This is a genomic window from Mesorhizobium sp. B2-3-2, from assembly GCF_006442295.1.
Taxonomy (GTDB): Bacteria; Pseudomonadota; Alphaproteobacteria; order Rhizobiales; family Rhizobiaceae; genus Mesorhizobium.
The window spans coordinates 22,322-46,765 of the sequence record NZ_VFWA01000023.1; the positions used below are offsets into that span (position 1 = coordinate 22,322).

27 protein-coding genes are annotated in these 24,444 nt (G+C 63.2%); 10 read left to right on the forward strand and 17 right to left on the reverse strand.

Going from position 1 to position 24,444, the window contains the following annotated elements; translation table 11 throughout:
• Positions 1-6: 6 nt before the first annotated feature.
• On the reverse strand, positions 7-939 hold the full coding sequence (locus FJ964_RS29550) for a VOC family protein (protein WP_140554156.1): 933 nt from the start codon (positions 937-939) through the stop codon (positions 7-9).
• A 221-nt stretch (positions 940-1,160) separates the two neighbouring features.
• On the opposite strand from FJ964_RS29550, the gene FJ964_RS29555 reads away from it, so the two are divergent.
• Positions 1,161-2,726 carry an alkaline phosphatase family protein gene (locus FJ964_RS29555; protein WP_210243398.1) on the forward strand — a complete coding sequence of 522 codons (1,566 nt, stop codon included), beginning with the start codon at positions 1,161-1,163 and terminating at the stop codon, positions 2,724-2,726.
• 41 nt (positions 2,727-2,767) lie between these two features.
• Here FJ964_RS29555 and FJ964_RS29560 read toward each other — a convergent pair whose 3' ends face one another.
• Positions 2,768-4,063 (reverse strand): PRC-barrel domain-containing protein, encoded by a 1,296-nt coding sequence (locus FJ964_RS29560; protein ID WP_140554158.1) that lies wholly within the window; start codon positions 4,061-4,063, stop codon positions 2,768-2,770.
• Positions 4,064-4,335: 272 nt separating this feature from the next.
• Between FJ964_RS29560 and FJ964_RS29565 the strand changes: the two genes are divergently transcribed.
• A complete protein-coding gene (locus tag FJ964_RS29565; protein ID WP_140554159.1) occupies positions 4,336-5,256 on the forward strand; it encodes a diacylglycerol kinase family protein in 921 nt (306 codons plus the stop codon).
• 29 nt (positions 5,257-5,285) lie between these two features.
• On the opposite strand, the gene FJ964_RS31145 is transcribed toward FJ964_RS29565, so the two are convergent.
• Positions 5,286-5,459 (reverse strand): hypothetical protein, encoded by a 174-nt coding sequence (locus FJ964_RS31145; RefSeq protein ID WP_181169562.1) that lies wholly within the window; start codon positions 5,457-5,459, stop codon positions 5,286-5,288.
• 155 nt (positions 5,460-5,614) lie between these two features.
• Here FJ964_RS31145 and FJ964_RS29570 point away from each other — a divergent pair, with 155 nt between their 5' ends.
• On the forward strand, positions 5,615-7,147 hold the full coding sequence (locus FJ964_RS29570; protein ID WP_224713210.1) for an HWE histidine kinase domain-containing protein: 1,533 nt from the start codon (positions 5,615-5,617) through the stop codon (positions 7,145-7,147).
• A gap of 11 nt (positions 7,148-7,158) precedes the next feature.
• On the opposite strand, the gene FJ964_RS29575 is transcribed toward FJ964_RS29570, so the two are convergent.
• The 3 genes from FJ964_RS29575 to FJ964_RS29585 all read right to left on the reverse strand — a co-directional run bounded on the left by FJ964_RS29575 (position 7,159) and on the right by FJ964_RS29585 (position 8,916).
• Entirely contained in the window at positions 7,159-7,623 is a 465-nt protein-coding gene (locus tag FJ964_RS29575; protein WP_140554161.1) for a hypothetical protein, read from the reverse strand.
• Between the two features lie 9 nt (positions 7,624-7,632).
• Entirely contained in the window at positions 7,633-7,959 is a 327-nt protein-coding gene (locus tag FJ964_RS29580) for a DUF883 family protein (protein ID WP_140517891.1), read from the reverse strand.
• Positions 7,960-8,154: 195 nt separating this feature from the next.
• Positions 8,155-8,916 carry a Crp/Fnr family transcriptional regulator gene (locus FJ964_RS29585; RefSeq protein ID WP_140554162.1) on the reverse strand — a complete coding sequence of 254 codons (762 nt, stop codon included), beginning with the start codon at positions 8,914-8,916 and terminating at the stop codon, positions 8,155-8,157.
• A gap of 173 nt (positions 8,917-9,089) precedes the next feature.
• On the opposite strand from FJ964_RS29585, the gene FJ964_RS29590 reads away from it, so the two are divergent.
• Positions 9,090-9,410, forward strand: a complete 321-nt coding sequence (locus FJ964_RS29590) for a response regulator (protein ID WP_181172661.1) — start codon at positions 9,090-9,092, stop codon at positions 9,408-9,410.
• Between the two features lie 68 nt (positions 9,411-9,478).
• Here FJ964_RS29590 and FJ964_RS29595 read toward each other — a convergent pair whose 3' ends face one another.
• Both FJ964_RS29595 and FJ964_RS29600 read right to left on the reverse strand, forming a co-directional pair.
• A complete protein-coding gene (locus tag FJ964_RS29595) occupies positions 9,479-10,030 on the reverse strand; it encodes an RNA polymerase sigma factor (protein WP_140500591.1) in 552 nt (183 codons plus the stop codon).
• Between the two features lie 3 nt (positions 10,031-10,033).
• Entirely contained in the window at positions 10,034-10,237 is a 204-nt protein-coding gene (locus tag FJ964_RS29600) for a NepR family anti-sigma factor (protein ID WP_181172662.1), read from the reverse strand.
• 219 nt (positions 10,238-10,456) lie between these two features.
• Here FJ964_RS29600 and FJ964_RS29605 point away from each other — a divergent pair, with 219 nt between their 5' ends.
• The 5 genes from FJ964_RS29605 (at position 10,457) to FJ964_RS29625 (ending at position 13,524) form a co-directional block, all read left to right on the forward strand.
• Entirely contained in the window at positions 10,457-11,251 is a 795-nt protein-coding gene (locus FJ964_RS29605; protein ID WP_140500589.1) for a response regulator, read from the forward strand.
• Between the two features lie 184 nt (positions 11,252-11,435).
• Positions 11,436-11,600 (forward strand): DUF1328 domain-containing protein, encoded by a 165-nt coding sequence (locus FJ964_RS29610; RefSeq protein WP_140554166.1) that lies wholly within the window; start codon positions 11,436-11,438, stop codon positions 11,598-11,600.
• 176 nt (positions 11,601-11,776) lie between these two features.
• Positions 11,777-12,811, forward strand: a complete 1,035-nt coding sequence (locus FJ964_RS29615; RefSeq protein ID WP_140554167.1) for a PAS domain-containing sensor histidine kinase — start codon at positions 11,777-11,779, stop codon at positions 12,809-12,811.
• Positions 12,812-12,900: 89 nt separating this feature from the next.
• Entirely contained in the window at positions 12,901-13,104 is a 204-nt protein-coding gene (locus FJ964_RS29620) for a hypothetical protein (RefSeq protein WP_140554169.1), read from the forward strand.
• Between the two features lie 174 nt (positions 13,105-13,278).
• A complete protein-coding gene (locus FJ964_RS29625; RefSeq protein ID WP_140500585.1) occupies positions 13,279-13,524 on the forward strand; it encodes a YMGG-like glycine zipper-containing protein in 246 nt (81 codons plus the stop codon).
• 208 nt (positions 13,525-13,732) lie between these two features.
• On the opposite strand, the gene FJ964_RS29630 is transcribed toward FJ964_RS29625, so the two are convergent.
• The 4 genes from FJ964_RS29630 to xylF form a co-directional block, all read right to left on the reverse strand.
• Complete coding sequence (locus FJ964_RS29630) at positions 13,733-15,355, reverse strand: CHASE domain-containing protein (RefSeq protein WP_140554170.1); 1,623 nt, start codon at positions 15,353-15,355, stop codon at positions 13,733-13,735.
• Between the two features lie 145 nt (positions 15,356-15,500).
• Positions 15,501-16,301 carry an ATP-binding cassette domain-containing protein gene (locus tag FJ964_RS29635; RefSeq protein ID WP_140554172.1) on the reverse strand — a complete coding sequence of 267 codons (801 nt, stop codon included), beginning with the start codon at positions 16,299-16,301 and terminating at the stop codon, positions 15,501-15,503.
• Positions 16,302-16,316: 15 nt separating this feature from the next.
• Positions 16,317-17,669: a sugar ABC transporter permease gene (locus FJ964_RS29640; protein WP_140554174.1), complete on the reverse strand. Its 1,353-nt coding sequence runs from the start codon at positions 17,667-17,669 to the stop codon at positions 16,317-16,319.
• 141 nt (positions 17,670-17,810) lie between these two features.
• A complete protein-coding gene (gene xylF, locus FJ964_RS29645) occupies positions 17,811-18,851 on the reverse strand; it encodes a D-xylose ABC transporter substrate-binding protein (RefSeq protein WP_140500579.1) in 1,041 nt (346 codons plus the stop codon).
• A gap of 256 nt (positions 18,852-19,107) precedes the next feature.
• On the opposite strand from xylF, the gene FJ964_RS29650 reads away from it, so the two are divergent.
• A complete protein-coding gene (locus tag FJ964_RS29650) occupies positions 19,108-20,349 on the forward strand; it encodes an ROK family protein (protein ID WP_140554175.1) in 1,242 nt (413 codons plus the stop codon).
• Between the two features lie 7 nt (positions 20,350-20,356).
• Here FJ964_RS29650 and phoB read toward each other — a convergent pair whose 3' ends face one another.
• From phoB to pstC, 5 genes are read right to left on the reverse strand one after another with little or no spacing between them, the layout of a single operon-like run.
• Entirely contained in the window at positions 20,357-21,046 is a 690-nt protein-coding gene (phoB, locus tag FJ964_RS29655; RefSeq protein WP_010911896.1) for a phosphate regulon transcriptional regulator PhoB, read from the reverse strand.
• 19 nt (positions 21,047-21,065) lie between these two features.
• Positions 21,066-21,773 (reverse strand): phosphate signaling complex protein PhoU, encoded by a 708-nt coding sequence (gene phoU, locus FJ964_RS29660; protein WP_140554177.1) that lies wholly within the window; start codon positions 21,771-21,773, stop codon positions 21,066-21,068.
• A 25-nt stretch (positions 21,774-21,798) separates the two neighbouring features.
• Positions 21,799-22,602 carry a phosphate ABC transporter ATP-binding protein PstB gene (gene pstB, locus FJ964_RS29665; protein ID WP_140554179.1) on the reverse strand — a complete coding sequence of 268 codons (804 nt, stop codon included), beginning with the start codon at positions 22,600-22,602 and terminating at the stop codon, positions 21,799-21,801.
• Positions 22,599-23,450, reverse strand: coding sequence for a phosphate ABC transporter permease PstA (gene pstA / locus FJ964_RS29670; RefSeq protein ID WP_140554181.1), 852 nt, complete (start codon positions 23,448-23,450; stop codon positions 22,599-22,601). The genes pstB and pstA overlap by 4 nt, the downstream gene beginning before the upstream one ends.
• A gap of 3 nt (positions 23,451-23,453) precedes the next feature.
• Positions 23,454-24,443, reverse strand: coding sequence for a phosphate ABC transporter permease subunit PstC (gene pstC / locus FJ964_RS29675; RefSeq protein WP_140554182.1), 990 nt, complete (start codon positions 24,441-24,443; stop codon positions 23,454-23,456).
• Position 24,444 lies beyond the last annotated feature (1 nt).

Consider the following 24,444-nt stretch of genomic DNA (forward strand, 5'->3'; position numbering starts at 1 on the left):
CGCCCCTCAGTCTTCCAACTTCTGCAGATGCTTTTCGAGATAGGGCCGCAGGTGCTGATGCTGCGCCGGCAGCTTCAAGGCTTCACCGAGATGGGCGGTGTCCTCGTCGCGGTCGAAGCCCGGCTCGTTGGTGGCGACTTCGAACAGAACGCCGCCCGGCGTGCGGAAATAGATCGCCCAGAAGTAATCGCGGTCGATCACCGGCGTCACCTGGTAGCCGGTATCCATCAGCGCCTTGCGCACTTCGAGCTGCTTGGCGCGGTCCTCGACGGCAAAGGCGACGTGATGGACCGAGCCCGCGCCGAGATCGGCAAAGGCGGCACCGGGTAGCGATTCGATGTCGACGACGTCGGCGCCATTGCCGTTCCTGACCGCCAGCCGCCTGACATTGCCGGATTTGTCGACCTCCTCATAGCCCATGAACTTCAACAACTCCTCGGTGGCGCCGCCATCCTTCAGGCGCAACGACACGGAGTGAAAGCCACGGATCGCCTCGTCGGCGGGAACACCGCCCTTCGCCCATGGCGCGCGCGTGTCGGCGCTGTCCTCGACAAGCGCGAAGCCGTCGCCGTCCGGCCCGGCGAAGGCCAGACGCTTCTCGCCAAAGGCCTCGTCGCGCGACAGCCCGGTGATGCCTTTCTCGGCGAAGCGCTGTTCCCAATAGGCGAGCGTGCCTTGCGGCACCGAATAGGCGGTGGTGCCGACCTCGCCGACGCCGTGACGACCCTTGCCGATGTTCGGAAACGGAAAATAGGTCATCACCGAACCAGGCGTACCAAGCTCGTCGGCATAGTAGAGGTGATAGACGTCGGGCGCGTCGAAATTGACCGTTTTCTTGACCCGGCGCAGGCCGAGCTTCCCAGTGAAGAACTCATTGTTCTGGCGGGCATCCCTGGCCATCGAGGTGACGTGATGCAAACCCTTGATCTGATCGAGCATGAGTGCTGCTCCCTTGTTGTGTCGCGGCCCCTGCCGCTGTCCCCGCCAATATGAGCATCGGCCTGTTCCCGTCAAAGGCGACAAAGGCGGGATGGACTGTACTCTGGAAGTGAACAATCAAAAGCAGTTTGTTCACCGATCCACCAGCAGCCCGGGCTTGCGCCGGGGGCGGATTTCGGTTCCATGAGCGACGCTCGAACATTAGCCAAGGATATCGCCCAGTGACCGGAAAAGGCAGGCGTCCGAACGTTCTCCTGATCACATGCGACCAATGGCGCGGCGATTGCCTTTCGGCGGCTGGCCATCCCCTGGTGAAGACGCCGAATGCCGACGCATTGGCAGCGGAAGGCGTATTGTTCAAGCGGCACTATGGCGGCGCGGCACCCTGCTCGCCGGCCCGTGCCTGCCTCTATACCGGCCTCTACCAGATGAATAACCGGGTTTGCCGCAACGGCACGCCGCTCGACGCCCGTCACGGCAATATAGCGCTTTCGGCGCGCGCGCTGGGCTACGATCCGACGCTGTTCGGCTACACCGACGTGTCGCTGGATCCGCGCCGGCTCGCTCCGGCTGACCCGCGGCTGCGAAGCTATGAAGGCGTACTGCCTGGTTTCACGGTGCGCCAATTGCTGCCCGAGCATCAGAAGCAGTGGCTGTCATGGCTGGGAATGCAGGGCCTCGATACCGATGCCGGCTCCCCCGAGATCCATCGACCGGCGAAAGGGGCAGGCGATGCCGGCTCGGTGACGACTGCGCCGCCCGTCTATTCGAAGGATCAGACGCCGACGGCTTTTCTTGCCGGCGAATTCATCCGATGGCTGGGCGAACAGGAGCATGCCGCGCCCTGGTTCGCGCATCTGTCCTTCATCAGCCCGCATCCGCCTTTCATCGCGCCTGCGCCATACGACAGTATGTACGACCCCGCCGACGGCCCCGGCTTTCGCCGTGCGGCGGGCTGGCGCGACGAGGCGGACAGCCATCCCTATCTCGCTTATGACTTCGGCAGGCAAAAGAAGAACAAGTTTCGCCCTGGCGCCGCGGGCAAGGTCCATGAGTGGAGCGAGGATGATTTCCGCCGCATCCGCGCGATCTATTACGGCATGATCTCGGAAGTCGATGCGCAGCTCGGCCGGATCTGGCAGGCGGTCAAGACGGCGGGCGCGTGGGACGATACCGTTGTCGTGCTTACCTCCGACCATGCCGAGATGATGGGCGACCATTTCATGCTGGGCAAAGGCGGCTTCTTCGATGCCAGCTACCATATCCCCCTGGTCATCCGCGACCCGCGTCACGACCGAACCGCAGGCGTGGCCGTCGACCGCTTTACCGAGGCGGTGGACATATTGCCGACCTTGCTCGAGCTGCTCGGAGGGGAACCCGCGCCGCATCTGGACGGACGTTCGCTGCGGCCGTTCATCGCCGGCGAGGAGCCGTCGGACTGGCGCGATGCCGCGCATTGGGAATTCGATTTCCGTTCGATCGCGGACGGGGAAGCGGAACGGCATTTCGGCCTTGCGTCGCGCCAGTGCAACCTCGCCGTGATCCGCACGGAAAAATTCAAATATGTGCATTTCGGCGGCGGCCTGCCGCCATTGCTGTTCGACCTGGAGAAGGATCCCGCCGAGCTTGCCAATCTCGCCGCCGATCCCGCCTATCTCCCGGTCAGGCTGGAGTTCGCCGAACGGCTGCTTGCCTGGCGGGCCGAACATCTCGACCAGTCGCTGGCGCTGGCGGAACTGACCAGCGATGGCGTTGCGGGCTATGTAAGTAGGGCAGTAGGGGAATAGGAATCCTACTGCCCTACTGCCCTACTGCCCTACTGCCGTTGCTATCTCACGATCATCCGCTGCTGCTCGCGGTTCTGCGCGTAGCTGCCTTTGTCATAGGCGGCCTGGGCCTCGAGCTGCTCCTTGGTGAAGGTCGTGTAGAGATATTTGTTGCCGTCCTTGTCGGTCATGAACTTCAGATTGTCCATGCCGACGGCGACTTCCTTCTCGCCCACGCCGAGGAAACCGCCGACATCGACGATGACCGCGTCGGTTTTGTTGTCGGGCGTCAGCACGACGTCGCCGATCTCACCGACCTTGGCGTCGTTGGCGCCATAAACGGTGGTGCCCTTCAGATCGTCTGCCCTGATTTCGCCGACCGGCATGGCGGTCAGCGTCGACTTGTCGATGGCGGCCGTCTGCGTCTGGTCCGGAGCCGTAGCTGCCGGAGCCGCGGCCGTCTTGTCAGCCGGAGCTGCGGCAGGTGCCGTGGTGGCGGCCGGCGTGGTTGCCGCCGGTGCATTGGAAGCGGTCGTGGCCGGAGCCGGATCGTAGGCCTTGCGGTTGAAGTCCGGCAATGCCTGGAGCTCTTCCTTGGTGGTTTGAGCAACCAGCCAGCGGTCGCCGTTTTTCTCGGCCCACTGAGCCTTGCCGAAATCATAGGTGACGTTCTTCTCGCCGATGCCCAGGAAGCCGCCGACGCCGATGACCAGCGATTGCGCCTTGCCTTCCTTGGTCAGGACGATGTCGTTGACGTTGCCGATGTTCTGCGCGTCGTCGCCGGTCCCGTTATAGACGCTTTCGCCGATGATATTGGTGGCGAGATTACCGTCGGCCCGCTTCACCGGTTCCGCCGGAGCCGCGTTCATGTCGGCGGGCGCTTGCGCAGTATCGGTCGGCGCCGATGTGGACGGCGCCTGTGCAGCCGTCGAGGCGGCAGGTGCCGGAGCATAAGGCTTGGTGTCGAACTCCGGCTGCGCCGTCAGTTCGTCCTTGGTCGTCTGGGCGACCAGCCAGCGATCGCCGTTCTTTTCGGCCCATTGGAGCTTGTCGTAATCGAAAGCGACATTCTTCGTTCCGACGCCGAGAAAACCGCCGACACCGATGATGACGGATTTCGCCTGACCGTCCTTGTCGAACACGACATCGCTGACCTTGCCGATGTTCTCGGCATTGTCGCCGGTGCCGTTGTAGACTGATTCACCAATGATGTTGGTGACGATGCTGCCCTCGGCGTGCACCACCGGGGCGGCGGGTTCTTCCGCGCCAGGCGCAGCCGGTGTCGGGGTCGTCTGCGCATTGGCGCCCGTCGCCACAAGCATGGCGAGAGCTGTGGTGGCCAAAAGATTGCGGATCATGATGATGTCTCCTCGTGCCTGATTTCATGTATGCCGCCCGTCATGCGCCGTCGCAGGCGACGAATGGCGCGGCATTCGCCTGTTCACAACGTCGTGACCACCTTGTTGTTCCGACAAAAGCGGCCGCTCATATTCACTGCCAACAGCGCCTGCGAATTGTATGCCGCAACCGGAATTCCCTCGATCGTACGGAACCTTTTTGCCACTTGCGCCGTTCAGCCGGCGGCTGGAGCTTCTCCGGGCTGGAGTTGTCTTGAGAACATGGAGCAGGCATGCGGTTTGCGGCGGTGCTGAACCGGGACGGTGGCACCTTACGCACCACTGATCTTGAGGCCTTTTGCGATCGCATGCGCGACATGCTGGAGGCGGCAGGCCATTCCATCGATATCGACGTGGTTGCCGGCAAGGATATCGTGCCCGCATTGGACAAGGCGGCTTCGCGACGCGGCGTCGACGTGGTGCTCGCCGGCGGCGGCGACGGCACGATCTCGGCGGCGGCGGCGCGGCTGATGGGCAAGAAAAAGGCGCTGGCCATATTGCCCGCGGGCACCATGAACCTCTTCGCGCGCGGACTCGGCATCCCGCAGACGCTGGACACGGCCTTGCGATCCTTCGCCGATGGCGAGGTAATGGCCGTCGATATCGCCACCGCCAATGGCCGGCCTTTCGTGCATCAATTCTCGATCGGCATGCATGCCAAGATGGTGCAGCTACGCCAGAAGATGGAGTTTGGATCCCGGCTGGGAAAGATGCGAGCATCCGTCAAGGCGGCTTGGGCGACGATCAAAAATCCGCCGGCGATGACGGTCGCCCTCACTATCGGTGAAGCCGAGATCACGGCGCGAACCACCGGCGTCGGCATAACCAACAACCTCTTTGGCGAGGGACACTTGCCCTTTGCCGACAATCCGGCGGGCGGCGTGCTCGGCATCTATGTCACGGTCGCGCAGCAACGCGCCGAACTGATCAAGTTCCTGTTCAACGTCGCGCGTGGCAAATGGCGTGACAATGAACATGTCGAGATCCATCAGACGGAGCGGGCTGTGCTGAAGATCCGGTCGGCGGCCAGAAAATTCCGCGCCGTGCTGGATGGTGAACTCATCAAGCTCGAGGACGAAATCACCATCGAGATTCATCCGGGCGCATTGAACGTGCTGGTGCCGCGGCACGGTGTGCGGGCAAAGGCGGCCTGATGCAAAGGCAGCCGACGAGAGATCGACGACTAGCCGCTCGGAGCGCTGCCTTGTTCGGTCGTCGGCGATTTCGTGTACTCGCCATAAATCTCAACGACGCCCCAGACGACGAAAGCCAGGAGAAGCCCGGCAATCAGGATTCGCAAGCCGTGCCAGCCCCAGTGCCCTTGACGCGCTTTGTTTTCAGGAATGGTCTTGGGCATGGCCGGCCTCGATGCGATTTGGACGGGTTGGACTCTGGCAAAACATCATCGGGTAACGGTTCCTTGCTACGAAGGTTCCGCGTTTGGCCAAGCCCTTCGCCGGCAAGTCGGCAGAGCGAAGACGGAAGGCTCGCGGGGAGGCGTTGGGAGCGCTGGTGAACAAAGCGGGCAAATTGGCTCCGGGCCTGCCGGCCGAAGTATCGCGCGTCGTCAACGACGCCGGCCGGCTGGCCGTGCTGCATGGCTTGCAGGCGCTGGATACGATGGCCGACGCCGACTTCGACCGCGTCAGCGGCCTTGCCGCAGCCGCCATGCGCACACCGATCGCGCTGGTCACGCTCGTCGACGTCGAGCGGCAGTGGTTCAAGTCGCGGGTCGGCCTGGACGAGACCGAAACCGCAACCGACATCTCCTTCTCCGCCCATGCGATTGCCGCGGGCGAAGAACCGATGGTGGTAACGGACGCGACGTTGGATCCGCGTTTCAAAGCCAACCCGCTGGTCACTGGCCAGCATCACATCCGCTTCTTTGCGGGCGCGCCGGTGACCGTCGCGGGCGCCAGGATCGGAACTCTGTGCGTTTTCGACCGCAAACCCCGTTCCTATCCATCGCGCGTCAGGCTCGACCAGTTGAAGGAACTGGCCGGCCTCGCCGCCAGCCTGTTCACGCTGAAGGACGCGACGCGCAGCGGCGCCATCGCCGAGGCGGCGCTGGTCCGCGAAGAAAAAAGGCGCGCCATAGCGCTCGACGCGGCATCGCTTGCCAGTTGGGCTTGGGACATCCGCACCGACATGATCGAATGCGACGTTCTGCTGCCGGAATTGTTCAATCTGCCGCGATCGAACCGGTTGCGGGCGCGCGACATCGTGATGGCGATAGATCCGCGTGACGCCTACCAGACCGAAACCCGCTTCCGCGACGCCTTGGCCGGCGGCGACGACTATTTCGGCGAGTACCGTGTGAAAGGCTTCCATCCGCCGCGCTGGCTGGCGACGCGCGGCCGCGTCATCGAGCGCCATGCCGACGGCAGGCCGACGCTGATCTTCGGGGTCAGCTACGACATATCCGAACGCAAGCTCGGCGAAGAACGACAGCGGCTGCTGCTGCGCGAACTCAATCACCGCGTCAAGAACACGCTGGCGACCGTTCAGGCGCTGGCGACGCAGACCGTGCGCCATGCCCGCCAGCCGAGCGCGTTCCTCGAGGCCTTCGGCGCCCGGCTCCAGGCCCTCGGCATCGCCCATAATCTCCTATCCGACCGGGAATGGCGCGGCATCGGCATCCGTGAACTCGTCCAGATCGAGGTGAGGCCCTTCGACACCGCCGAGCAGCTGCGCATGACGATCACCGGTCCCGATCTGTTGCTGTCGCCCGACCAGGCAGTGGGGCTGGGCCTGATCCTGCACGAACTGGCCAGCAACGCGCTGCAATATGGATCGCTGTCGGCGACATCCGGCAAGGTCGATCTGAGTTGGAAGACACGAGGCAGAAAAGCCGGCCGCCGCCTTGTCCTGACCTGGCGCGAAAGCGGCGGTCCCGCGGTTGCCCCGCCCGAGCGGCATGGTTTCGGCTCGATCCTGATCCGCCGCAGCCTGGCCAAGGTCATGTCCAGCGAAGTGGCGCATGAGTTCCGGCCGGAAGGCGTTTTCGCCGAAATATCCATGCCGCTGGAGGATCTACCCAAGTAACGGGCGCCAGCTTAATCCGGGTCGCCGCCAGCCGGCTTGTGTGGACCTGGTTTCACGTTCTCGCGATAGATGGCATAGGCGGCCAGCGCCACGGCGGGACCGAGAATGGCTCCGAGGCCGCCCTTTCCCTTGAGCAGCGCCGGCAGCGCCGCCAGTGCGGCGGTGACGCCGATCGCCGTCATGTCGGCCTTGCGCCGTTCTGCCCGGCGCCGTGCGCGTGACCCGGCCGAGAAACGATAAACCAGCAGAATCAGGCCCGCGACGATCAGAAAGCCGACGCCGAATCCCAAAGCCGCCGCGAGCGGTCCATACCGGCCCGCAGCCAATATATAGCCGGCTCCGATCAGGAAGCCGAGACCGCACAGCGCCGCGAGCGCGGCAAGCGCATAGACGATTGCAGCCGTGCGCGCGCGGCGCATGGCTGCAACGGTTTCGCCCGAAGCCAGGCCCGAGACAAGGGAAGCCAGCATTCCCATTTGCGGGTACTAGCGGCGTGCCAGGAGCGCGAATAGGAAGCCGACGCCGGCGGCGATCGCCAATGATGTCACCGGCTTCTCGCGCACGCTTGCCGCTATCTGCGCCTCGATATCCCTGGTGTTGCTGCGCAGGCTGTCAAAGGCTGCCTCGCCTTGGGCGCGCAGATGCTCGACGCCTTCGGCAGCGGCGCGGCGGGCGGTGCCATATCCATGCTCGCCCGTCTTGGCCAACTGCTTCGTAAGCTTGTCGATATCGGCCTTCAACTGCCTGATATCGGCTTCGAGGTCCGAATTCGCGCGGGCTTCGCTTGCGTTCTTTCCTGCGGCAGCTGCCATTGCTTAACTCCTTGTGATTGCTTTGGTTTCAACGCGCTGCATGTCTCAAGGTTCCGAGCGGTTCGGATAAACGGGCATGATCCCGCAAAGCGGGTATCGGTTTGCGGAAAAGATCACGCTCACTCCAATGGATAGAGGCCATCCCGGTTCCATCGATATCGAACCTTAGCTCAAAACGGGTCCTCCTGCATCCGGTCAGATCAGTGGCCGCTGTCCCTCGCCCAGCCCCTCCCAGCCGGCAAGCTCCTTCAACCCTTCATCATCGATGATCTCGCAGCCGCCGTCGCGCCAGGCGATCAGCTTGCGATCCATCAGCTTGCGAATCGTCTTGTTGGTATGGACCAACGACAGGCCGAGCGTATCGGCGATGTGCTGCTGCGTGAACGCGATCCGGGTGAGCCGCCCGCTATTGAGGCCGACGGCCTTGGCACGGCTGCCGATGAAGGCGATGAGATAGGCGGTGCGCTCGATCGCGCTGCGGCGGCCGACGCTGAGCAAGTTCTCGTCCAGCATCCGCTCCTCGCGTGACGCGATCCAGGTGATGTCATAGGCCAGCCCCGGATGGTTGCGGTAGAGCTCATGCAGGGACTCCCGCTCGAACACGCAAAGCAGCATCGGCGACAGGGCTTCGACGGAATGCTGCATCTCGCCCATCACGCTGCCTTGCAGCCCGATGAGATCTCCGGGAATGGCGTAGTTGAGGATCTGACGGCGGCCGTCCGACAACAGCTTGTAACGGAAACCCCAGCCCGACAGCACCGTGTAGAAGTGGGCGCTGCGGCGTCCTTCCACCAGCACCGTTGCGCCCTTGTCGACCGCGAGTTCGCCTTTCTTCAATTTATCGATAAAGGCCAGTTCCGATCTCTCGAATTTGCGGAAACCCGCCAGCGGCCACAATGGGCAATTCTCGCAATCAAACCGACGGCTGGAGCTAGCAAGACCGTTCTGGATTGACATTTCGAGCGCTCCTCGAGAACCGCGGGCTCAGCCGCTACGATGGCACGTCTTTTTTAAATGACAGCGCGCCAAATAGCGATCATGACTCGCTGTGTTTCAAGGAGCCATTGCCTGTGCCCCCTTTGCTTGATGGATTGCGCATACTTGTCCTGGAAGATGAATTTCTTATCGCCATGGATGTCGAGCAGCTTTGCCGCGACCATGGCGCCCGCGAAGTGGTGATCGTCCGCGACCTGGCCGAGATCGATGGTCGACAGGTTGCCACCCAATTCGATGCGGCGATCATCGATCTCATGCTGGGCGGCACCCCGACCTTCGACTTTGCATCAGGCCTGCGCGAAATGGGAGTCCCCTTCGTCTTTGCCTCCGGTTATTCGGATGCAGACGAGATCAAAGCTGCCTTTCCAGGGATAAGGCTGGTCAGCAAACCTTATTCGGGCGAAGATCTTGTGGAAGCGTTGGCCCTGGCCTGCGGGCGAGTTCCACCCGCCTGACAGCGCCAAATTGCGTAGTGGTCAGAGAGGCGATGGCGATTCTCCCTGCCGTTTCGAGGCGACGCGCTTCAGTGCGCCGCCGTTCCCGTGACCTGTGCTGAGATCGCGTCGGGACCGTACTCGTCCTCACCGGAGATTTTCAGTATCTCCTGCAGGCGCGTGCGGGCTCGGCTGACGCGGCTCTTGATCGTTCCGACCGCGCAGCCGCAGATCTCCGCCGCCTCCTCGTAGGAGAAGCCCGAGGCACCGATCAGGATGATGGCCTCGCGCTGATCTTCCGGCAGTTGCTCGAGTGCACCGCGGAAATCCTTGAGGTCGAGCTGGCCGTGCTGGGCGGGATGCACCGCAAGCCTGGCCGTCATGATGCCGTCGCTATCCTGCACCTCGCGGCCGCGTTTGCGCATCTGCGAATAGAACTCGTTGCGCAGGATGGTGAAGAGCCATGCCTTGAGGTTGGTGCCGGGCTGAAAGCTCTCATGCTTGTCCCATGCCTTGACCAGCGTTTCCTGTACGAGATCATCGGCTTTATCGGCATTCTGCGTCAGGGACACTGCGAAGGCGCGCAAGCTCGGTATTGCCCCAAGCAGATCGGTCTTGAAGCCTTGTGAGACCGTTGCCATGCCTCAGTCCTTCTTCTGTGCGGGCTCGGTCCGCTCCAGTTGCCTGAGCAACTGCGCGAAGCGATCCGGCACATCGTCGGAGACCAGCTCGTCATAATATTGTTTGAGTTTGCGTCCGATTTCGGAATTCGGCCCGAGCGGGTCGCCCGCGCCGTTCCGGCGCCTGCTTGCGGCGCCAGTCAAGACATCTTTCGTCATTTCCTTCATTTCGCCCTTTAATCCAGCCCCAAAGCCGCTCAACATACACTCAACACAAGGCAAGCGGCATCCTCATCTGGTTGCCCATCCCCAACTCAAACGCCGTTCAAGCGCATTGGTTCCCAGGCCGGAACTTTTTACGAAGGCGCGCGTTTATGTCGTTGGGGCTTGCAATGGGGCTTGACCTGCATTTTTAGTCAATCACGTCATCTGAGGGAGACGTCCGTCATGAGTTTATCCGCCACCATCGCTCCGCACCTGCCGTTCCTGCGCCGCTTCTCGCGTGCCGTCTCGGGATCGCAGGAGAGCGGCGACGCGCTGGTTGCCGCGATGCTCGAGGCCATCATCGCCGATGTGGACATTTTTCCCGAGGCATCCAGCGACCGCATCGCGCTGTACAAGGTCTTCGCCAAACTGTTCACGTCCGTCGCCATCCGCGTTCCACAGGAGCAGGCGCAGTCGGCATGGGAACAGCGCGCCGCGGCCAATCTCAATGCGATCGCGCCGCTTCCCCGCCAAGCCTTCCTTCTGGTTGCCGTCGAGGGTTTCAGCGAGGATGAGGCGGCCGAAATCCTCGGCGTCGGCGAACAGGAATTCTCAGAGCTGCTTGCTCAGGCGAGCAATGAGATTTCCCGTCAGGTGGCGACCGACGTTCTGATCATCGAGGACGAACCGCTCATCGCCATGGACATAGAGGAGATGGTCGAGAGCCTGGGCCATCGCGTCGTCGGCACGGCCCGCACCCATGCCGAAGCGGTGACGATGTTCGGCAAGACCCGGCCTAAGATGGTGCTGGCCGACATCCAGCTCGCCGACGGCAGCTCGGGCATCGAGGCGGTAAACGAGATCCTGTCGTCGACTTCCGTGCCGGTGATCTTCATTACCGCCTTTCCCGAGCGGCTCCTGACCGGCGAGCGTCCCGAACCGGCCTTCCTGGTGACGAAGCCGTTCAACCCCGACATGGTCAAGGCGCTGATCAGCCAGGCTCTGTTCTTCGACCGGCAGGCGAAGGCAGCCGCATAGCATGCGCATCTGAAGTCGCCGCACACGCGCGAAAAAGCAGGGCACGGCCAGCTGGAGGTTCCGCTGGCCGTGCCCTGTTTTTTCGCGCCACAATGGTGCCCCGGGGGATCGTCTTTTTCGGCAAATAGTGGAACAAACCGCATCCACCCACGTTTTTCTTGCACAGTTGGAAGGAGATGGAACCATGCTTTACTGGGCGCTCGTATTTCTCGTCGTGGCAATCATCGCCGGCGCGCTTGGTTTCGGCGGCATTGCCGGCACGTCTGCCGGGATAGCACAGATATTGTTCTTCATCTTTCTGGCTTTCCTCATCATTTCGCTTCTCGCCGGCCTGTTCAAACGGGCGTGAGCGATATTGGGCGAACACTGGAAGCCGCACCCCTCAAACGGTTTCCAGCCACCGCCGGGTAGTGTCCCACAAGGACGCCGCCCGGCGGACCGTTTTTAGGCCTCTGCTTCCCGTAAACCTGCTTGGAACCCATTGGACGGTGAGCCGTTCAGCCTGAGTTGGGGTGGACAGGTCAGATGCGTTCCAGGGGTCGAGATACCAAGAAAAACGAGCGGGGCGAAGAGGTTATCGCCCTGCATCCTGCCGAAAGCGGCATGCAACTCGGCCGGGCGCTTCTCCACGCACTGCACAATGCCGGCATTTCCGTCCTCTATCAGGACCGCGACATGAAAACGGTCTGGGCACGCAACATGCGTGCGCCCTGGGCCGCCGACAGCAGCGAGGGCGAGGGCGTCTTGCCGCCGGCACAGGCCGACCGCATCGGCGCTGCCAAGCGCGATGTCGTCGCAAGCGGCAATCCGCAGCGCCTTGAGATCGGCGTTCCGATGGAGGACGGCGTCCGCTGGTTTCAGGTCTGGATCGACGCCGACCACGGCGAGGCTGGCGACGTGCAAGGCGTTGTCACCACCATGGTCGAGACGACGGAGCAGCGACGCCGCGAACAGACGCTGACGACGCTGTTGCGCGAAGTCACGCACCGCTCGAAGAATTTGCTGGCGATCATCCAGAGCATCGCCACCCAGACGGGGCGCTATTCCGATGGCATCGGTGATTTCCTGACGCGCTTTCGCGGTCGGCTTCAGTCGCTGGCCTCCTCCCAGGATCTGGTGACCTCCTCCAACTGGCGCGGTGCTGCCCTTCGCGAACTCGTGGCGGGTCAGGTTGGCCGCTACGGAACCGGCGCGTCGCACAGCCTTCGCTTCCGCGGCGCAAATCCTTACCTCAATCCCAATGCCGCGCTGCACATCGGCCTTGCGATGCATGAGCTTGCCGTCAACTCGGTCAGCTACGGCGCCCTGTCGCGGCCGGAGGGCTTCGTCGAAGTGACCGCCGTCCTCGACGCCGCCACCGATGGCGACATTGCCCTGTCGCTGACCTGGGCCGAAACCGTAGGAACCGACAGCAACCAAGAGGGCAAGAAGCGCTTCGGCAGCGTCGCACTGGAACGCGTGGTGCCCTCTTCCCTGAACGGAACGGCGCGACTCGAGATCGCGGATGGTCGCCTCGAATACCGCCTCGTCGTTCCGCACGGCAATTTCGAGACGGACTAGGCGATCCGGCCATGCTTTTAACCGGCTGTTCACCATAAAGGCAGATGCTGTGTTTCCCAGATACCGACGGAACTGCCGAGTCGAGGAGCATGCTTTCGACGGCTTTGCAGCAGCGGAGGAGCATCCTGACGATCGCCGACATGAACAGACTGGAGCAGGCCGCCCGCATTTCGATGGGCGAATTCCAGGATCCCGGGCTATCCGCGGCATCGCCGGCTGCTCATGGCATTCTGCGCATCGTTGCCCCGCTGGTAGCGATAATTGTCCTGATCGCCCTATCCCAGCTGCCCTGATCGAAATTCCCGCTCCTGTCTTGGCTCACGTGTCGCCCGCAATTTCCGGGTCCGCGCCATCAGAAATCCATGTGCCCGGAAAAGACTCTCTTCACCAACAATAAATTGGAGCAGCAAAAGCCGATTTTTCATGCTAAGTGACGGCTGGAGCTTATTAAAGTGAGGAGTGACCCTATGCGGAAAATTCTTATTGCCATGGCTGCCGTGGTCGCCGTCAGCGGCTGCACCTCGACCGAGCAGGATGTCGTCGGGGGCGGCTTGATCGGCGCCGGCGTAGGCGGCTTGGTCGGCGGCGGCAAGGGCGCGCTGATCGGCGCGGCCGTCGGTGCCGGCTCAGGCCTGCTGGTCCGCAACCTGCGCAATGGCTACTGCCAGTATCGCGATCATCGGGGTCGCATCTACACGGCGCGCTGCAACTAAGGCAATTCCAGGAAAAGCGTGGAGCGTTTCCGGGGAAAGCGCGTAGCGCTTCCCCAGGGAATTGCGAAACAAAGAGCTTGAGCGGGTCGGCGATTCTATCGGACGCTGGACCGCTCGGGCATAGTGAACCGCACCGCTGTCGCGAACCCGACAGCGGTGCGGCAATTATCGGCGGGCCTGGAGCGATTCCGGCAAGGGCCGATGGCATTCACCCCGGCAGCGGAATCCTGATTTCCACATTCAATCCGTCATCGCGATAGTCGCGGTGGATCGTGCCACGCAGTTCACGCGTGACATTGAGGTCGATCAGTTTGGTGCCGAAGCCGGTCGTGGCCGGCGCGTCGACCTTCTTCTGCCCGGTTTCCTGCCAGCTCAGAGCCAGGACCCGGTCACGCCCGCGCCCCTCGACCGACCATTCGATCCTGAGGGCGCCGACCGTATTGCCGGCCTCGCCATATTTCAGCGCATTCGTCGCCAGTTCGTGGAAGGTAAGGCCCAGGGCCTGCGTCGTGGTTTCGTCAAGCAGCACCTCCGGCCCGGACAACAGCTCTTCCGGCAGCTCTTTTCCGAACACCTGGCCAAGCTCGATGCGCAGCAGGTCGCCCAGATCCGCCTTCTGCCAGCGCGAGCGCGTCAGCATGTCCTGGGACGCGGCCATTGCCTGCAGCCGGGCCGAGAACGACGCCGAGAACTCATTGACGTCGCTGGCGCGCGATGCGGTCTGGCGCGCGATCGCCAGCACCCGCGTGATCGAATTCTTGATGCGATGCTTCATCTCTTGCAGCATCAAATCCTTTTCGAGCAGGCTCTTTTCCGTCGTCTCGTGCAGCAGCGATGCCGCCTCGTAGGCCCGCTCCTGGTAGCGCGCGACGAGCGCGATGGCGCCGGCCAGCAGCAGCCCGAACAGGCCGAGCATGACCGGGATGGCCCGCGACGATGGCTGCGAGAAGGCGCTTGTCGGCCTGAACTGCACGGTCCACGGTCGGCCCGCGACGCTGATCTTGCGGGTGACCAGCAGCCTGTCGCCAAAGCCCGAGACCGGCGGCGTCTCCGACCGGAACAGCAGATGATCCGGATCGACGGCGCCATCGTAGATTTCGGTGTTGACCGGCAGCAGCGGCGCGCGGCTGAGCGCGATCTGGAACAGATCCCGGGCCCGGAAGGCCGCATAGAGAAAGCCTACAGTCGAGGATCGCGATGCGTTTATGGCGTAGGGTGCGGTTTCGACGTTGAGCCGCACGAAGACGTAGAAGCCGGTGAAGGTCTGCGCCGCGCCCGTGCCCTGGCCGAGTTGCACCAGCCCGCTCGCGTGCTGCTGGTCATCGCCCATTGCCTTTTCGATTGCCGCGCGCCGCACCGGCTCGGTGAACATGTCGTAGCCGATGATGGCCTTGTTGGACGGGCCGAGCGGCTCGAACAGCACAATGGGTGTGCGCCATGGCTGCGTCGTATCCGGATAGATCGGACGCCTGATGCCCTGGTCATGCATCATATCGCGTTCGACCGTCGTCTCGTCGCCTGCTTTCACCAGCCGGAGAACGCCGATGCCGCCCAGGCCTGCGAAATTGGTATCGACATCGAGCGCGTCGAAGAACGCTTTGAACTCATTCTGCGAGATGTCGCCATTACGGGCGTCGAACAATGCTTGCGACGAGCGCAGCAGCGACAGCTGCAGGTCGATCCGGCTCTCGATTCGGTTGAGCGCGTCGTCCGCGGTCGCGTCGAACTTGATGCGAGCCGCCTCCTGCGTCGCGAAATAGGCGAACCCCGCCATCGTCATGCTGATCAGCGCAACGGCAACGAAAGCGACGATTGGAAAAAGCTTCTTCAACGGATGATGCGGCCCATCAGCATGTGCGCCCTTTATGGGCAAGTCGCCTTGCCAATACAATGGCAAGGCCAAGCCATCCCGGCGGCTGGCATATCACATGACCGGCAGATCGGGATCTTGCGACTAGGCGGCAACCGGACAGGCTTCAGGCAGCGATCTTCAGCGCGCCTGGTCCGGGAATGGCGCCGGGCGGACATTTGCCCAGGATGATCATGCCGAGCACCTCGTCCTGGGTCACATCGCTGGTGCGGGCAGTGCCGACGACCTGGCCGTTTTTCATGACGCACACCCGGTCGGCCAGTTCGAACACGTCGTGGATGTCATGGCTGATCAGGAAGATGCCGATGCCGTCGGATTTGAGCTGCCTGACCAGTTCCCCGACCTGGGCGGTTTCCTGCGGTCCAAGTGCTGCCGTCGGCTCGTCCATGATCAGGATGCGGGCGTTGAACAGGATCGCGCGTGCGATCGCCACCGACTGCCGCTGTCCGCCCGACAGCTTGATCACCGGCTCCTTGAAGCGCTGGAAGCGGGGATTGAGCCTGCCCATCACCTTGCGCGCCTCGGCCTCCATGGCGACGTCGTCGAGCGTGCCCCAGGCGGTTCTCAGCTCGCGGCCGAGGAACAGGTTGGCGGCGGCGTCGACATTGTCGGCGAGCGCCAGGGTCTGGTAGATCGTCTCGATGCCGTATTTCTTGGCATCGCGCGGATTGGAGATCGAGGCCTCCTCGCCGTTGACGAAGATTTGGCCCGCATCGCGCTTGTAGGCGCCCGACAGGATCTTGATCAGCGTCGATTTGCCGGCGCCATTGTGGCCGAGCAGGGCCACGACCTCGCCGGGGAAAAGATCGATCGAGGCATCGTCGACGGCGCGAATGCCGCCGAACGCGATTGAGATGTTGCGCATGTCGACCAGCGGGTTGCCGGCGGGAGCGATCCTGTCAGCCATGATTGTCCTCCTCCCTCAAACGCGTTTGCGATAGACGGTGTCGAGCCACACCGCGATCACCAGCACGGCGCCGACGACAATGCTCTGCAGCGGCGAGTCGACGCCGAGCAGCACCATGCCGGATTGGAGCGACTGCATCAAAAGCGCGCCCAGCATGGCGCCGATGATGGTTCCCGAACCGCCGGCGAGCGACGTGCCGCCGATGACGGCCGCCGCGATCACCAGCAATTCATCCAGCGTTCCAAGCACGTTGGTGGCCGAGTTCTGCCGGGCAGACGAGATCGCGGCGGCGATCGTGGCCAGCACCCCCATGATCATGAACACTTTCATCGTGATCCAGCGCGTATTAATGCCGGCGAGGTTGGCTGCTTCCGGATTGCCGCCGATGGCAAAGACATAGCGGCCGAAACGGGTGCGTTTGGTGATGAAGGTCATGACCAGCCCGACGGCGATGGCCATCAGCACCGGTATGGCGATGCCGTGGGCGATGAACAGGCCGCCCTCGGGCACGGTGATGTTGTTGGCGGCTGCATATCTGTTCACGATGCCGACCGGCCACGGATAGGAATTGGCCAGCCAAACCGCGCCCATGATGACGGCGCAGGTCACCACGCCAATCAGCGTCTCGGCCCAGATCGGACGCAGCGGGAAACGGAAGCGCTTGCGCTGCACCCGCCCGTTGAACAGCGCAAGCACCACCGCAAGGCAGGCGGCGATACCGACCACCCAGCTCCAGGTGGCGCCGATCGATCCGGCCGGGCCGCCGCCCATCAGCTGGAACGTCGTGTTGAGCGGCGCCACCGTCTGGCCGCTGGTGACCCACCAGGCGGCACCGCGCCAGACCAGCAATCCGCCCAGCGTGACGATGAAGGCCGGCACTTCGAGATAGGCGATGACGAAGCCCTGGAAGGCGCCGATCAAAAGGCCGAGCACCAGGCCGATGATCAGCGCCAGGATCCAGATCCATGGGTTGCCGAGCTCGAGTCCGACCATCCGCACCAGGAAATGCACCTGGGCGAAGCCCATGACCATGCCGATCAACCCTTCGGCGGAACCGACGGACAGATCGATGTTGCGCATGACGATAACCAGCACCATGCCTGAGGCCATGATGGCGACGGCCGAGGTCTGCACCGACAGGTTCCACAGATTGCGCGGCGTGAGGAAGGTACGGCTGTCGAAATCGAGCGGATTGACGCCGAGACGCAGGCTGGACAGGACATGCAACCCGATCCAGATCAGCAGCAGCGCGCCGATCATGCCAAGCATGCGCGTGTCGATCTCGGTCGCCTTCAGGAACCGGGCGACGGCGCCGAGCTCCGACGCACGCGCGGTGTCGGCCTGCGGGTTGGACGTCGTGTCGGTCATGATTTTCTCCCACCGGCCTGCCCGTCTGACGCGGATGCCGGAACCCAGCCTAGAAGTTACCCGCCCGGGGCGGAAAAACAAATCTTCTTGAAAAAACGCCGCGGCTTGGCAGCCGCGGCGTTCATCGCTTGAAATGGAAGATCAGTTGCAGGCCGCGACGCTGCCCGCCGCGACGCCGGCACAGACCTCGTCCTTCTTGATCCAGCCAGCGTCGATCACGACGTTGAGATTGTCCTTGGTGATCGCAACCGGGGTCAGGAACAACGATTTGACGGTGTTCCCGCCGGGCGTGGTGAAGTCCTTGACGCCGGCAATATCGGTCATCTTCTTGCCGTCGGCCAGTTGCGAGGCGATCTCCGCGGCGTTCTTGCCGAGTTCCCGCGCGTCCTTCCACACCGACACGGTCTGCGTGCCGAGCGCGATCCGGTTCAGCGCGGCATGATCACCGTCCTGGCCCGACACCGGCACGGTGCCGGCCAAACCTTGAGCCGTCAGCGCCGCGACGACGCCGCCGGCAGTGCCGTCATTGGCCGCGACCACCGCGTCGACCTTGTTGTCGTTGGCGGTCAGGAACTGCTCCATGTTCTTCTGGGCGTTGGCCGGCAGCCAGCCATCGGTATAGGCCTCGCCGACATTCTTGATCTTGCCGCTGTCGATGGCGTCCTTGAGCACTTCCATCGAGCCCGAGAACAGGAAATCGGCATTCGGATCCGCACCCGAGCCCTTGATGAAGACGTAGTTGCCTTCCGGCTTCACCTTGAACACTTCGCGGGCCTGCATGCGGCCCACTTCCTTGTTGTCGAAGGTCAGATAGAAAACGTCCTTATTCTCGATCAGGCGGTCATAGCCGACGACCGGAATGCCTTCGTCGAGCGCTTTCTGCACCGCCGGGCCGATGGCGGAGGCGTCCTGCGCCAGGATGATCAGCGAATTGGCGCCCTGCGAGATCAGGCTCTCGACGTCGGTGAGCTGCTTGCCGGGGTTGGACTGGGCGTCGGCGGAAATATACTTGTCGCCGGCGGCTTCGATCGCCTTCTTCATGGCGGCCTCGTCGGTCTTCCAACGCTCTTCCTGGAAGTTCGACCAGGAAACGCCGATGACCTTGTCCTTCGCCTGCGCGACCGACGCGAGCGTCAGCGACATGGCGACACCCGCCAGGATAGCGGCTGTGAATCTCTTCATCTTATCCTCCCTGCGCCGCGTATGGCGCGACCAAACAGGCCCGAAGGCCGGCACAAAGGCTCTATTTTTTCGAGCCTCGAAAAAACACTGGTCCATCGTCGGAACGCTGTCAACGTCGATTCTGATGTATTTTGATGTCCTCGTGAATTTTTTTCGAGCTCCGGAATAAATAATGACAGCCAAGGCCGGTTCTGCCAGTATTTGGCGGTCGCTGGGCCTGGGGAGAGAAGACGGCGACCGGGAGGATGCGAGAAACATGTCGGTCGGAATTCGCCACGACGATCTGCGCCGACGCAATCGGGCGATGGTGATCGCGGCCGTGCGCCGTGCCGGGCAGCCGTCGCGCACCGAGATTGCCGCGACCACCGGGCTCAGCCACTCCACCATATCGGCGATCTCCTCCGACCTGATCGGCGAAGGCATCCTGGCGCAGAGCAAGCCGAGCGAGGCCGGTGCGATGAAACGCGGCCGGCCGCAGATCGGCCTCAGCCTCAACCCTGAAGCCGCGGCGGTGATGACCGTGGTGCTGTCGCTGAATTTCCTCTCCGTCGCCGTCATCGACTATGCCGGCCAGGTGATATCGGAGGAGCAACGCCGGCTGGACACGCTGACCATGTCGCGCGAGGCGCTGATCGGCGAATGCGTGGCCATCGTCAGGCGACGGTTCGAGGATCCCGACCTCGACGTCGCCAGCATCGCTCGTATCGCGCTGGCGATCCAGGGCATCACCGATACGGATGCGCGCGCCATGCTGTGGTCGCCGATCACGCCGCAGACCGACATCGCCTTCGCCGACATACTGGAGGCCGAGTTCGGCATTCCCGCCACCATGGAGAACGATTGCAACATGATGGCGGTGGCGCTGCGCTGGCGCGATCCCCGGCGTTACCGCGACGACTTCATCGCCATCCTGTTGTCGCACGGCATCGGCATGGGCCTGGTGCTGAAGGGCGAACTGTTCACCGGCACCCATTCATCCGGAGGCGAGTTCGGCCACATGATCCATCGCCCGGGCGGGGCGCTCTGCCGCTGCGGCCGGCGCGGCTGCGTCGAGGCCTATGCCGGCAACTATGCCATCTGGCGCAACGCGAGGCAGCTTGGCGAGGACACCGAGCCCGTCGACGTCAGCGACGCCGACATGCGTGCGCTGGCGGCCTCGGCGCGCGAAAAGGACGGGCCGGAGCGCGAAGCCTACCGCAAGGCCGGCGAGGCGCTGGGCTATGGCCTTGGCAGCCTGTTCGCCCTGATCGATCCGGCGCCGGTCGCCATGGTCGGCGTCAGCGCCGCCGCCTTCGACCTGATCGAGCCGGCTCTGCGCGAAGCCATTGCCCAGACCGCCGGCGGCCAGCACTCGAAATCGATTTCCTTCGACACCGAGCCGAACGAACTGCCGCTGATCCGCGAGGGCTGCGCCATGCGCGCGCTGACCTACGTCGACCAGGAAATTTTCGCACCGGGGGCACAGGCGAAATCAGGCGTGGGCGAGAATGTTGCGTGACATATCCCTAGTCTTCGCGGATCGCATACCCCGCGCCACGGATAGTACGGATCACGTCAGGCATGCGGCCGTTGTTGACCGCCTTGCGCAGCCGGCCGACATGGACGTCCACGGTGCGCTCGTCGATGTAGATCGTTTCGCCCCAGACATTGTCGAGCAGCTGGCTGCGCGAGAACACCCGGCCCGGATGGCGCATCATGAATTCGAGCAGGCGGAACTCGGTCGGCCCGAGCCGGATCTCGCTCTTCTTGCGGTAGACCCGGTGCGATTCACGGTCGAGCACGATGTCGCCGACCTTGAGCACGCTGGACAGCACTTCCGGCTTGGCGCGGCGCAGCAGCGCCTTGACGCGTGCCATGAATTCCGGGGTTGAGAACGGCTTGACCAGATAGTCGTCGGCGCCGGTGGAGAGACCGCGCACCCGGTCGCTTTCCTCGCCGCGCGCCGTCAGCATGATGATCGGCAGCCGCTCGGTCTCGGGGCGCATCCGGAGACGGCGGCAGAGTTCGATGCCGGAAACCGCCGGCACCATCCAGTCGAGCACAAGAAGGTCGGGGACATTCTCCTGCAAGCGGATCTCGGCTTCGTCGCCGCGCGTCACCACCTCGACCTGGTAACCCTCCGATTCCAGATTGTAACGGAGCAGCACACCCAGCGGCTCCTCGTCCTCCACCACCATGATGCGTGGCGCGATCATCGACTGGTCACCCCTGCCGTCACGCCGCTGGCGCCGACATCGCCGTCTCGTCCTGCTTCGGGCGATTGGCGGGCAATTGCGTGCCGGTCAGCACATAATAGGCATTTTCGGCAATGTTGGTCACATGATCACCGATGCGCTCGAGGTTCTTGGCGCAGAACAAAAGATGCGTGCAGGCGGTGATGTTGCGCGGATCCTCCATCATGTAGGTCAGCAGCTCGCGGAACACCGATGTGTATTTGACGTCGATGCGTTCATCGTCGGCGCGCAGCTTGGCAAGCGCCGAGGCATCACGGGCGCCATACTCCTCGATCACGCCCTGCACCTGGATCAGTACCAGCTGCGCCATGGCATCGATGGAGTGCGACAGGTCGCGCGGCGTGGCGGCCAGGCCGACGGTGCCGACGCGCTTGGCGATGTTCTTGGCCAGATCGCCGATGCGTTCGAGATCGCCAGCCATGCGGATCGAGCCGACGACATGGCGCAAATCATCCGCCATGGGCTGCCGCTTGGCGATCAGGGTGATGGCGCGGTCGTCGAGTTCGCGCTGGCGCGCATCCATGATCGCGTCGTCGGAGACGATGCGCTGGGCGAGCGCGTTGTCGGAATTCAGGAGCGCCTTGGTGGCGCCGCCGACCATCGATGAGGCGAGATCGCCCATGTCGCGGATCAGCCTGCTGATCTGTCCGAGATCTTCGTCAAAGGCTGCGACTGTATGTTCGGCCATGATCTTGGTCCTCGTATGCCTGGGATCAGCCGAAGCGGCCGGTGATATAGTCCTGCGTGCGCTTCTCGCGGGGCGACGTGAAGATCTTCTCGGTGCGGTCGAACTCGACCAGCTCGCCCAGATACATGAAGGCGGTCTGCTTCGACACGCGCGCCGCCTGCTGCATGTTATGGGTGACAATGACGATCGTGTAATCGGCCTGCAGCTCGTCGATCAGTTCCTCGATCTTGGCGGTCGACAGCGGATCGAGCGCCGAGGCAGGCTCGTCGAGCAGGATGACCTCTGGCTTCACCGCCACCGTGCGGGCGATGCAGAGGCGCTGCTGCTGGCCGCCCGAAAGGCTGAGGCCACTGGCGTTGAGCTTGTCCTTGACCTCGCTCCACAGTGCCGCGCGCTTCAGCGCCTGCTCGACACGGCCGTCCATCTCGGCCTTGCTGAGCTTCTCATAGAGCCTGACGCCGAACGCGATGTTCTCGTAAATCGACATCGGGAACGGCGTCGGCTTCTGGAACACCATGCCGATCTTGGTTCTGAGCAGGTTGAGGTCCTGCGAACGGTCGAGGATGTTCTGGCCGTCGAGCAGCACCTGGCCCTCGGCGCTCTGCTTCGGGTAAAGCTCGTAGATGCGGTTGAAGACGCGCAGCAGCGTCGACTTCCCGCAGCCCGAAGGCCCTATGAAGGCGGTGACGCTGCGCTCGGGCAGCGACAGGCTGATATCCTTCAGCGCCTTCGACTGGCCGTAGTAGAAATTGAGGTTCTTGACCTCGATCTTGGCTTTCTCGACCGCGACTTCGGGCGTGTTCAACTCGGTGGACAACATCGGTTTCATCTGTCCTCTCTGCGTCCGGTAAGGCTGCGGGCCAAGATGCTCAGCCCGAGAACCGTAAGGGTGATTATGAGTGCGCCGGTCCACGCCAGCTGCTGCCATTCCTCGTAGGGGCTGAGAGCGAACTGGAAGATGGTGACGGGCAGGCTGGCCATCGGCGCGTTGAGATTGCTCGACCAGAACTGGTTGTTGAGCGCTGTGAAGAGCAGCGGCGCCGTCTCGCCGGAAATGCGGGCGATGGCCAGCAATATGCCGGTGACGATGCCCGACAGCGCCGCACGGTAGGCGACCGAGCGGATGACCACCCAACGCGGCGCGCCGATCGCGGCGCCGGCCTCGCGCAAGGCGTTAGGCACCAGGTTGAGCATGTCCTCGGTGGTGCGCACGACGACCGGGATGACCAGGATGGCCAGCGCGACGGCACCGGCGATCGCCGAGAAATGTCCCATCGGCCGCACCAGCAGCTCGTAGACGAACAGGCCGACGATGATCGAGGGTGCCGACAGCAGGATGTCGTTGATGAAGCGCACGATCGTGGTGAGGCGCGAGAAGCGGCCATATTCGGCCATGTAGGTCCCAGCGAGGACACCGATCGGCGTGCCGACGATGACGGCGATGACTGTCATCATGATACTGCCGTAGATGGCATTGAGCAGGCCGCCGGCATCGCCGGGCGGCGGTGTCATTTCGGTGAACACAGACAGCGAAACACCCGACAGGCCCTTATAGAGCAGTGCGCCGAGGATCAGCGCCAGCCAGGCCAGACCGACGCCCGCCGCCGTGACGCATAGCGTCATCATCACGGCATTCCTGCGCTTGCGTCGATTGTGAAGCGATGTGGCCGTCGACATCGGTCAGGCTCCCGTGCGGCTGTCCATGCGCAGCAGCATGTAGCGCGCAAGGGCAAGGATCAGGAAAGTGATGACGAACAGGATCAGGCCGAGCGCCACCAGCGAAGACGTATAGAGATCGCCGTCGGCTTCGGTGAATTCGTTGGCGATGGTTGCCGAGATCGTCGTGCCGGGCGCGAAAAGCGAGGCGCTGATGCGGTGGGCGTTGCCGATGACGAAGGTTACCGCCATGGTTTCGCCGAGCGCGCGGCCGAGGCCGAGCATGACGCCGCCCATGATGCCGACGCGGGTATAGGGGATGACGACGCGGCGCGTGACCTCCCAGGTCGTGCAGCCGATGCCATAGGCCGATTCCTTCAGCACCGCCGGCACCGTGTCGAAGACATCCTTGGTGATCGAGGTGATGAAGGGCAGGACCATGATGGCAAGGATCAGCGCCGAGGTCAAAAGGCCGATGCCGTAGGGCGGACCCGCAAACAGGCTGGAGAGCCCCGGCACGTCGTGGAAAAGCTTGATGATGAAGGGCTGCACCGTCGTCTGCAGGAACGGCGCGAACACGAACAGGCCCCAGATGCCGTAGATGATGGAGGGTATGCCGGCAAGCAGCTCGACGGCGATGCCGATGGGGCGCCGGAGTGGCCGTGGGCAGAGTTCGGTAAGGAAGATGGCGATGCCGATGCCGATGGGAACGGCGATCAGGATAGCGATGGCGGCGGTGACGATGGTTCCGTAGATCGGGGCCAGCGCCCCGAAATTCTCGGTAACCGGGTTCCACGATTCGGTCGTCAGGAAGGAGAACCCGAATTTCGACAGCGCTTCCCACGAGCCGGCAAACAGCGAAATCGCCACGCCGCCGAGGATGAGCAGGACGAGGATGGCGGAAAAGCGTGTCGCCGCCCGGAAAATCGTATCGGTGAGCGCGAAGCGCCGGACCGTCGCTTCCCTGGCCCGCATGGCGGCCGACGATGGCATGGCTTCGGAGACGGCGGTCATC

Bases quoted from the DNA above. Each gene is read 5' to 3' on its own strand.
- phoU (WP_140554177.1), bottom strand. From the start codon at position 21,773: ATGGCCGAACATACAGTCGCAGCCTTTGACGAAGATCTCGGACAGATC.
- phoB (WP_010911896.1), bottom strand. From the start codon at position 21,046: ATGATCGCGCCACGCATCATGGTGGTGGAGGACGAGGAGCCGCTGGGT.
- FJ964_RS29550 (WP_140554156.1), bottom strand. From the start codon at position 939: ATGCTCGATCAGATCAAGGGTTTGCATCACGTCACCTCGATGGCCAGG.
- FJ964_RS29620 (WP_140554169.1), top strand. From the start codon at position 12,901: ATGCTTTCGACGGCTTTGCAGCAGCGGAGGAGCATCCTGACGATCGCC.
- pstA (WP_140554181.1), bottom strand. From the start codon at position 23,450: ATGTCGACGGCCACATCGCTTCACAATCGACGCAAGCGCAGGAATGCC.
- FJ964_RS29610 (WP_140554166.1), top strand. From the start codon at position 11,436: ATGCTTTACTGGGCGCTCGTATTTCTCGTCGTGGCAATCATCGCCGGC.
- FJ964_RS29560 (WP_140554158.1), bottom strand. From the start codon at position 4,063: ATGATCCGCAATCTTTTGGCCACCACAGCTCTCGCCATGCTTGTGGCG.
- FJ964_RS29600 (WP_181172662.1), bottom strand. From the start codon at position 10,237: ATGAAGGAAATGACGAAAGATGTCTTGACTGGCGCCGCAAGCAGGCGC.
- pstC (WP_140554182.1), bottom strand. From the start codon at position 24,443: ATGACCGCCGTCTCCGAAGCCATGCCATCGTCGGCCGCCATGCGGGCC.
- pstB (WP_140554179.1), bottom strand. From the start codon at position 22,602: ATGAAACCGATGTTGTCCACCGAGTTGAACACGCCCGAAGTCGCGGTC.
- xylF (WP_140500579.1), bottom strand. From the start codon at position 18,851: ATGAAGAGATTCACAGCCGCTATCCTGGCGGGTGTCGCCATGTCGCTG.
- FJ964_RS29595 (WP_140500591.1), bottom strand. From the start codon at position 10,030: ATGGCAACGGTCTCACAAGGCTTCAAGACCGATCTGCTTGGGGCAATA.
- FJ964_RS29615 (WP_140554167.1), top strand. From the start codon at position 11,777: ATGCGTTCCAGGGGTCGAGATACCAAGAAAAACGAGCGGGGCGAAGAG.
- FJ964_RS29640 (WP_140554174.1), bottom strand. From the start codon at position 17,669: ATGACCGACACGACGTCCAACCCGCAGGCCGACACCGCGCGTGCGTCG.
- FJ964_RS29585 (WP_140554162.1), bottom strand. From the start codon at position 8,916: ATGTCAATCCAGAACGGTCTTGCTAGCTCCAGCCGTCGGTTTGATTGC.
- FJ964_RS29580 (WP_140517891.1), bottom strand. From the start codon at position 7,959: ATGGCAGCTGCCGCAGGAAAGAACGCAAGCGAAGCCCGCGCGAATTCG.
- FJ964_RS29625 (WP_140500585.1), top strand. From the start codon at position 13,279: ATGCGGAAAATTCTTATTGCCATGGCTGCCGTGGTCGCCGTCAGCGGC.
- FJ964_RS29650 (WP_140554175.1), top strand. From the start codon at position 19,108: ATGTCGGTCGGAATTCGCCACGACGATCTGCGCCGACGCAATCGGGCG.
- FJ964_RS29605 (WP_140500589.1), top strand. From the start codon at position 10,457: ATGAGTTTATCCGCCACCATCGCTCCGCACCTGCCGTTCCTGCGCCGC.
- FJ964_RS29575 (WP_140554161.1), bottom strand. From the start codon at position 7,623: ATGGGAATGCTGGCTTCCCTTGTCTCGGGCCTGGCTTCGGGCGAAACC.
- FJ964_RS29565 (WP_140554159.1), top strand. From the start codon at position 4,336: ATGCGGTTTGCGGCGGTGCTGAACCGGGACGGTGGCACCTTACGCACC.
- FJ964_RS29635 (WP_140554172.1), bottom strand. From the start codon at position 16,301: ATGGCTGACAGGATCGCTCCCGCCGGCAACCCGCTGGTCGACATGCGC.
- FJ964_RS31145 (WP_181169562.1), bottom strand. From the start codon at position 5,459: ATGCCCAAGACCATTCCTGAAAACAAAGCGCGTCAAGGGCACTGGGGC.
- FJ964_RS29590 (WP_181172661.1), top strand. From the start codon at position 9,090: ATGGATGTCGAGCAGCTTTGCCGCGACCATGGCGCCCGCGAAGTGGTG.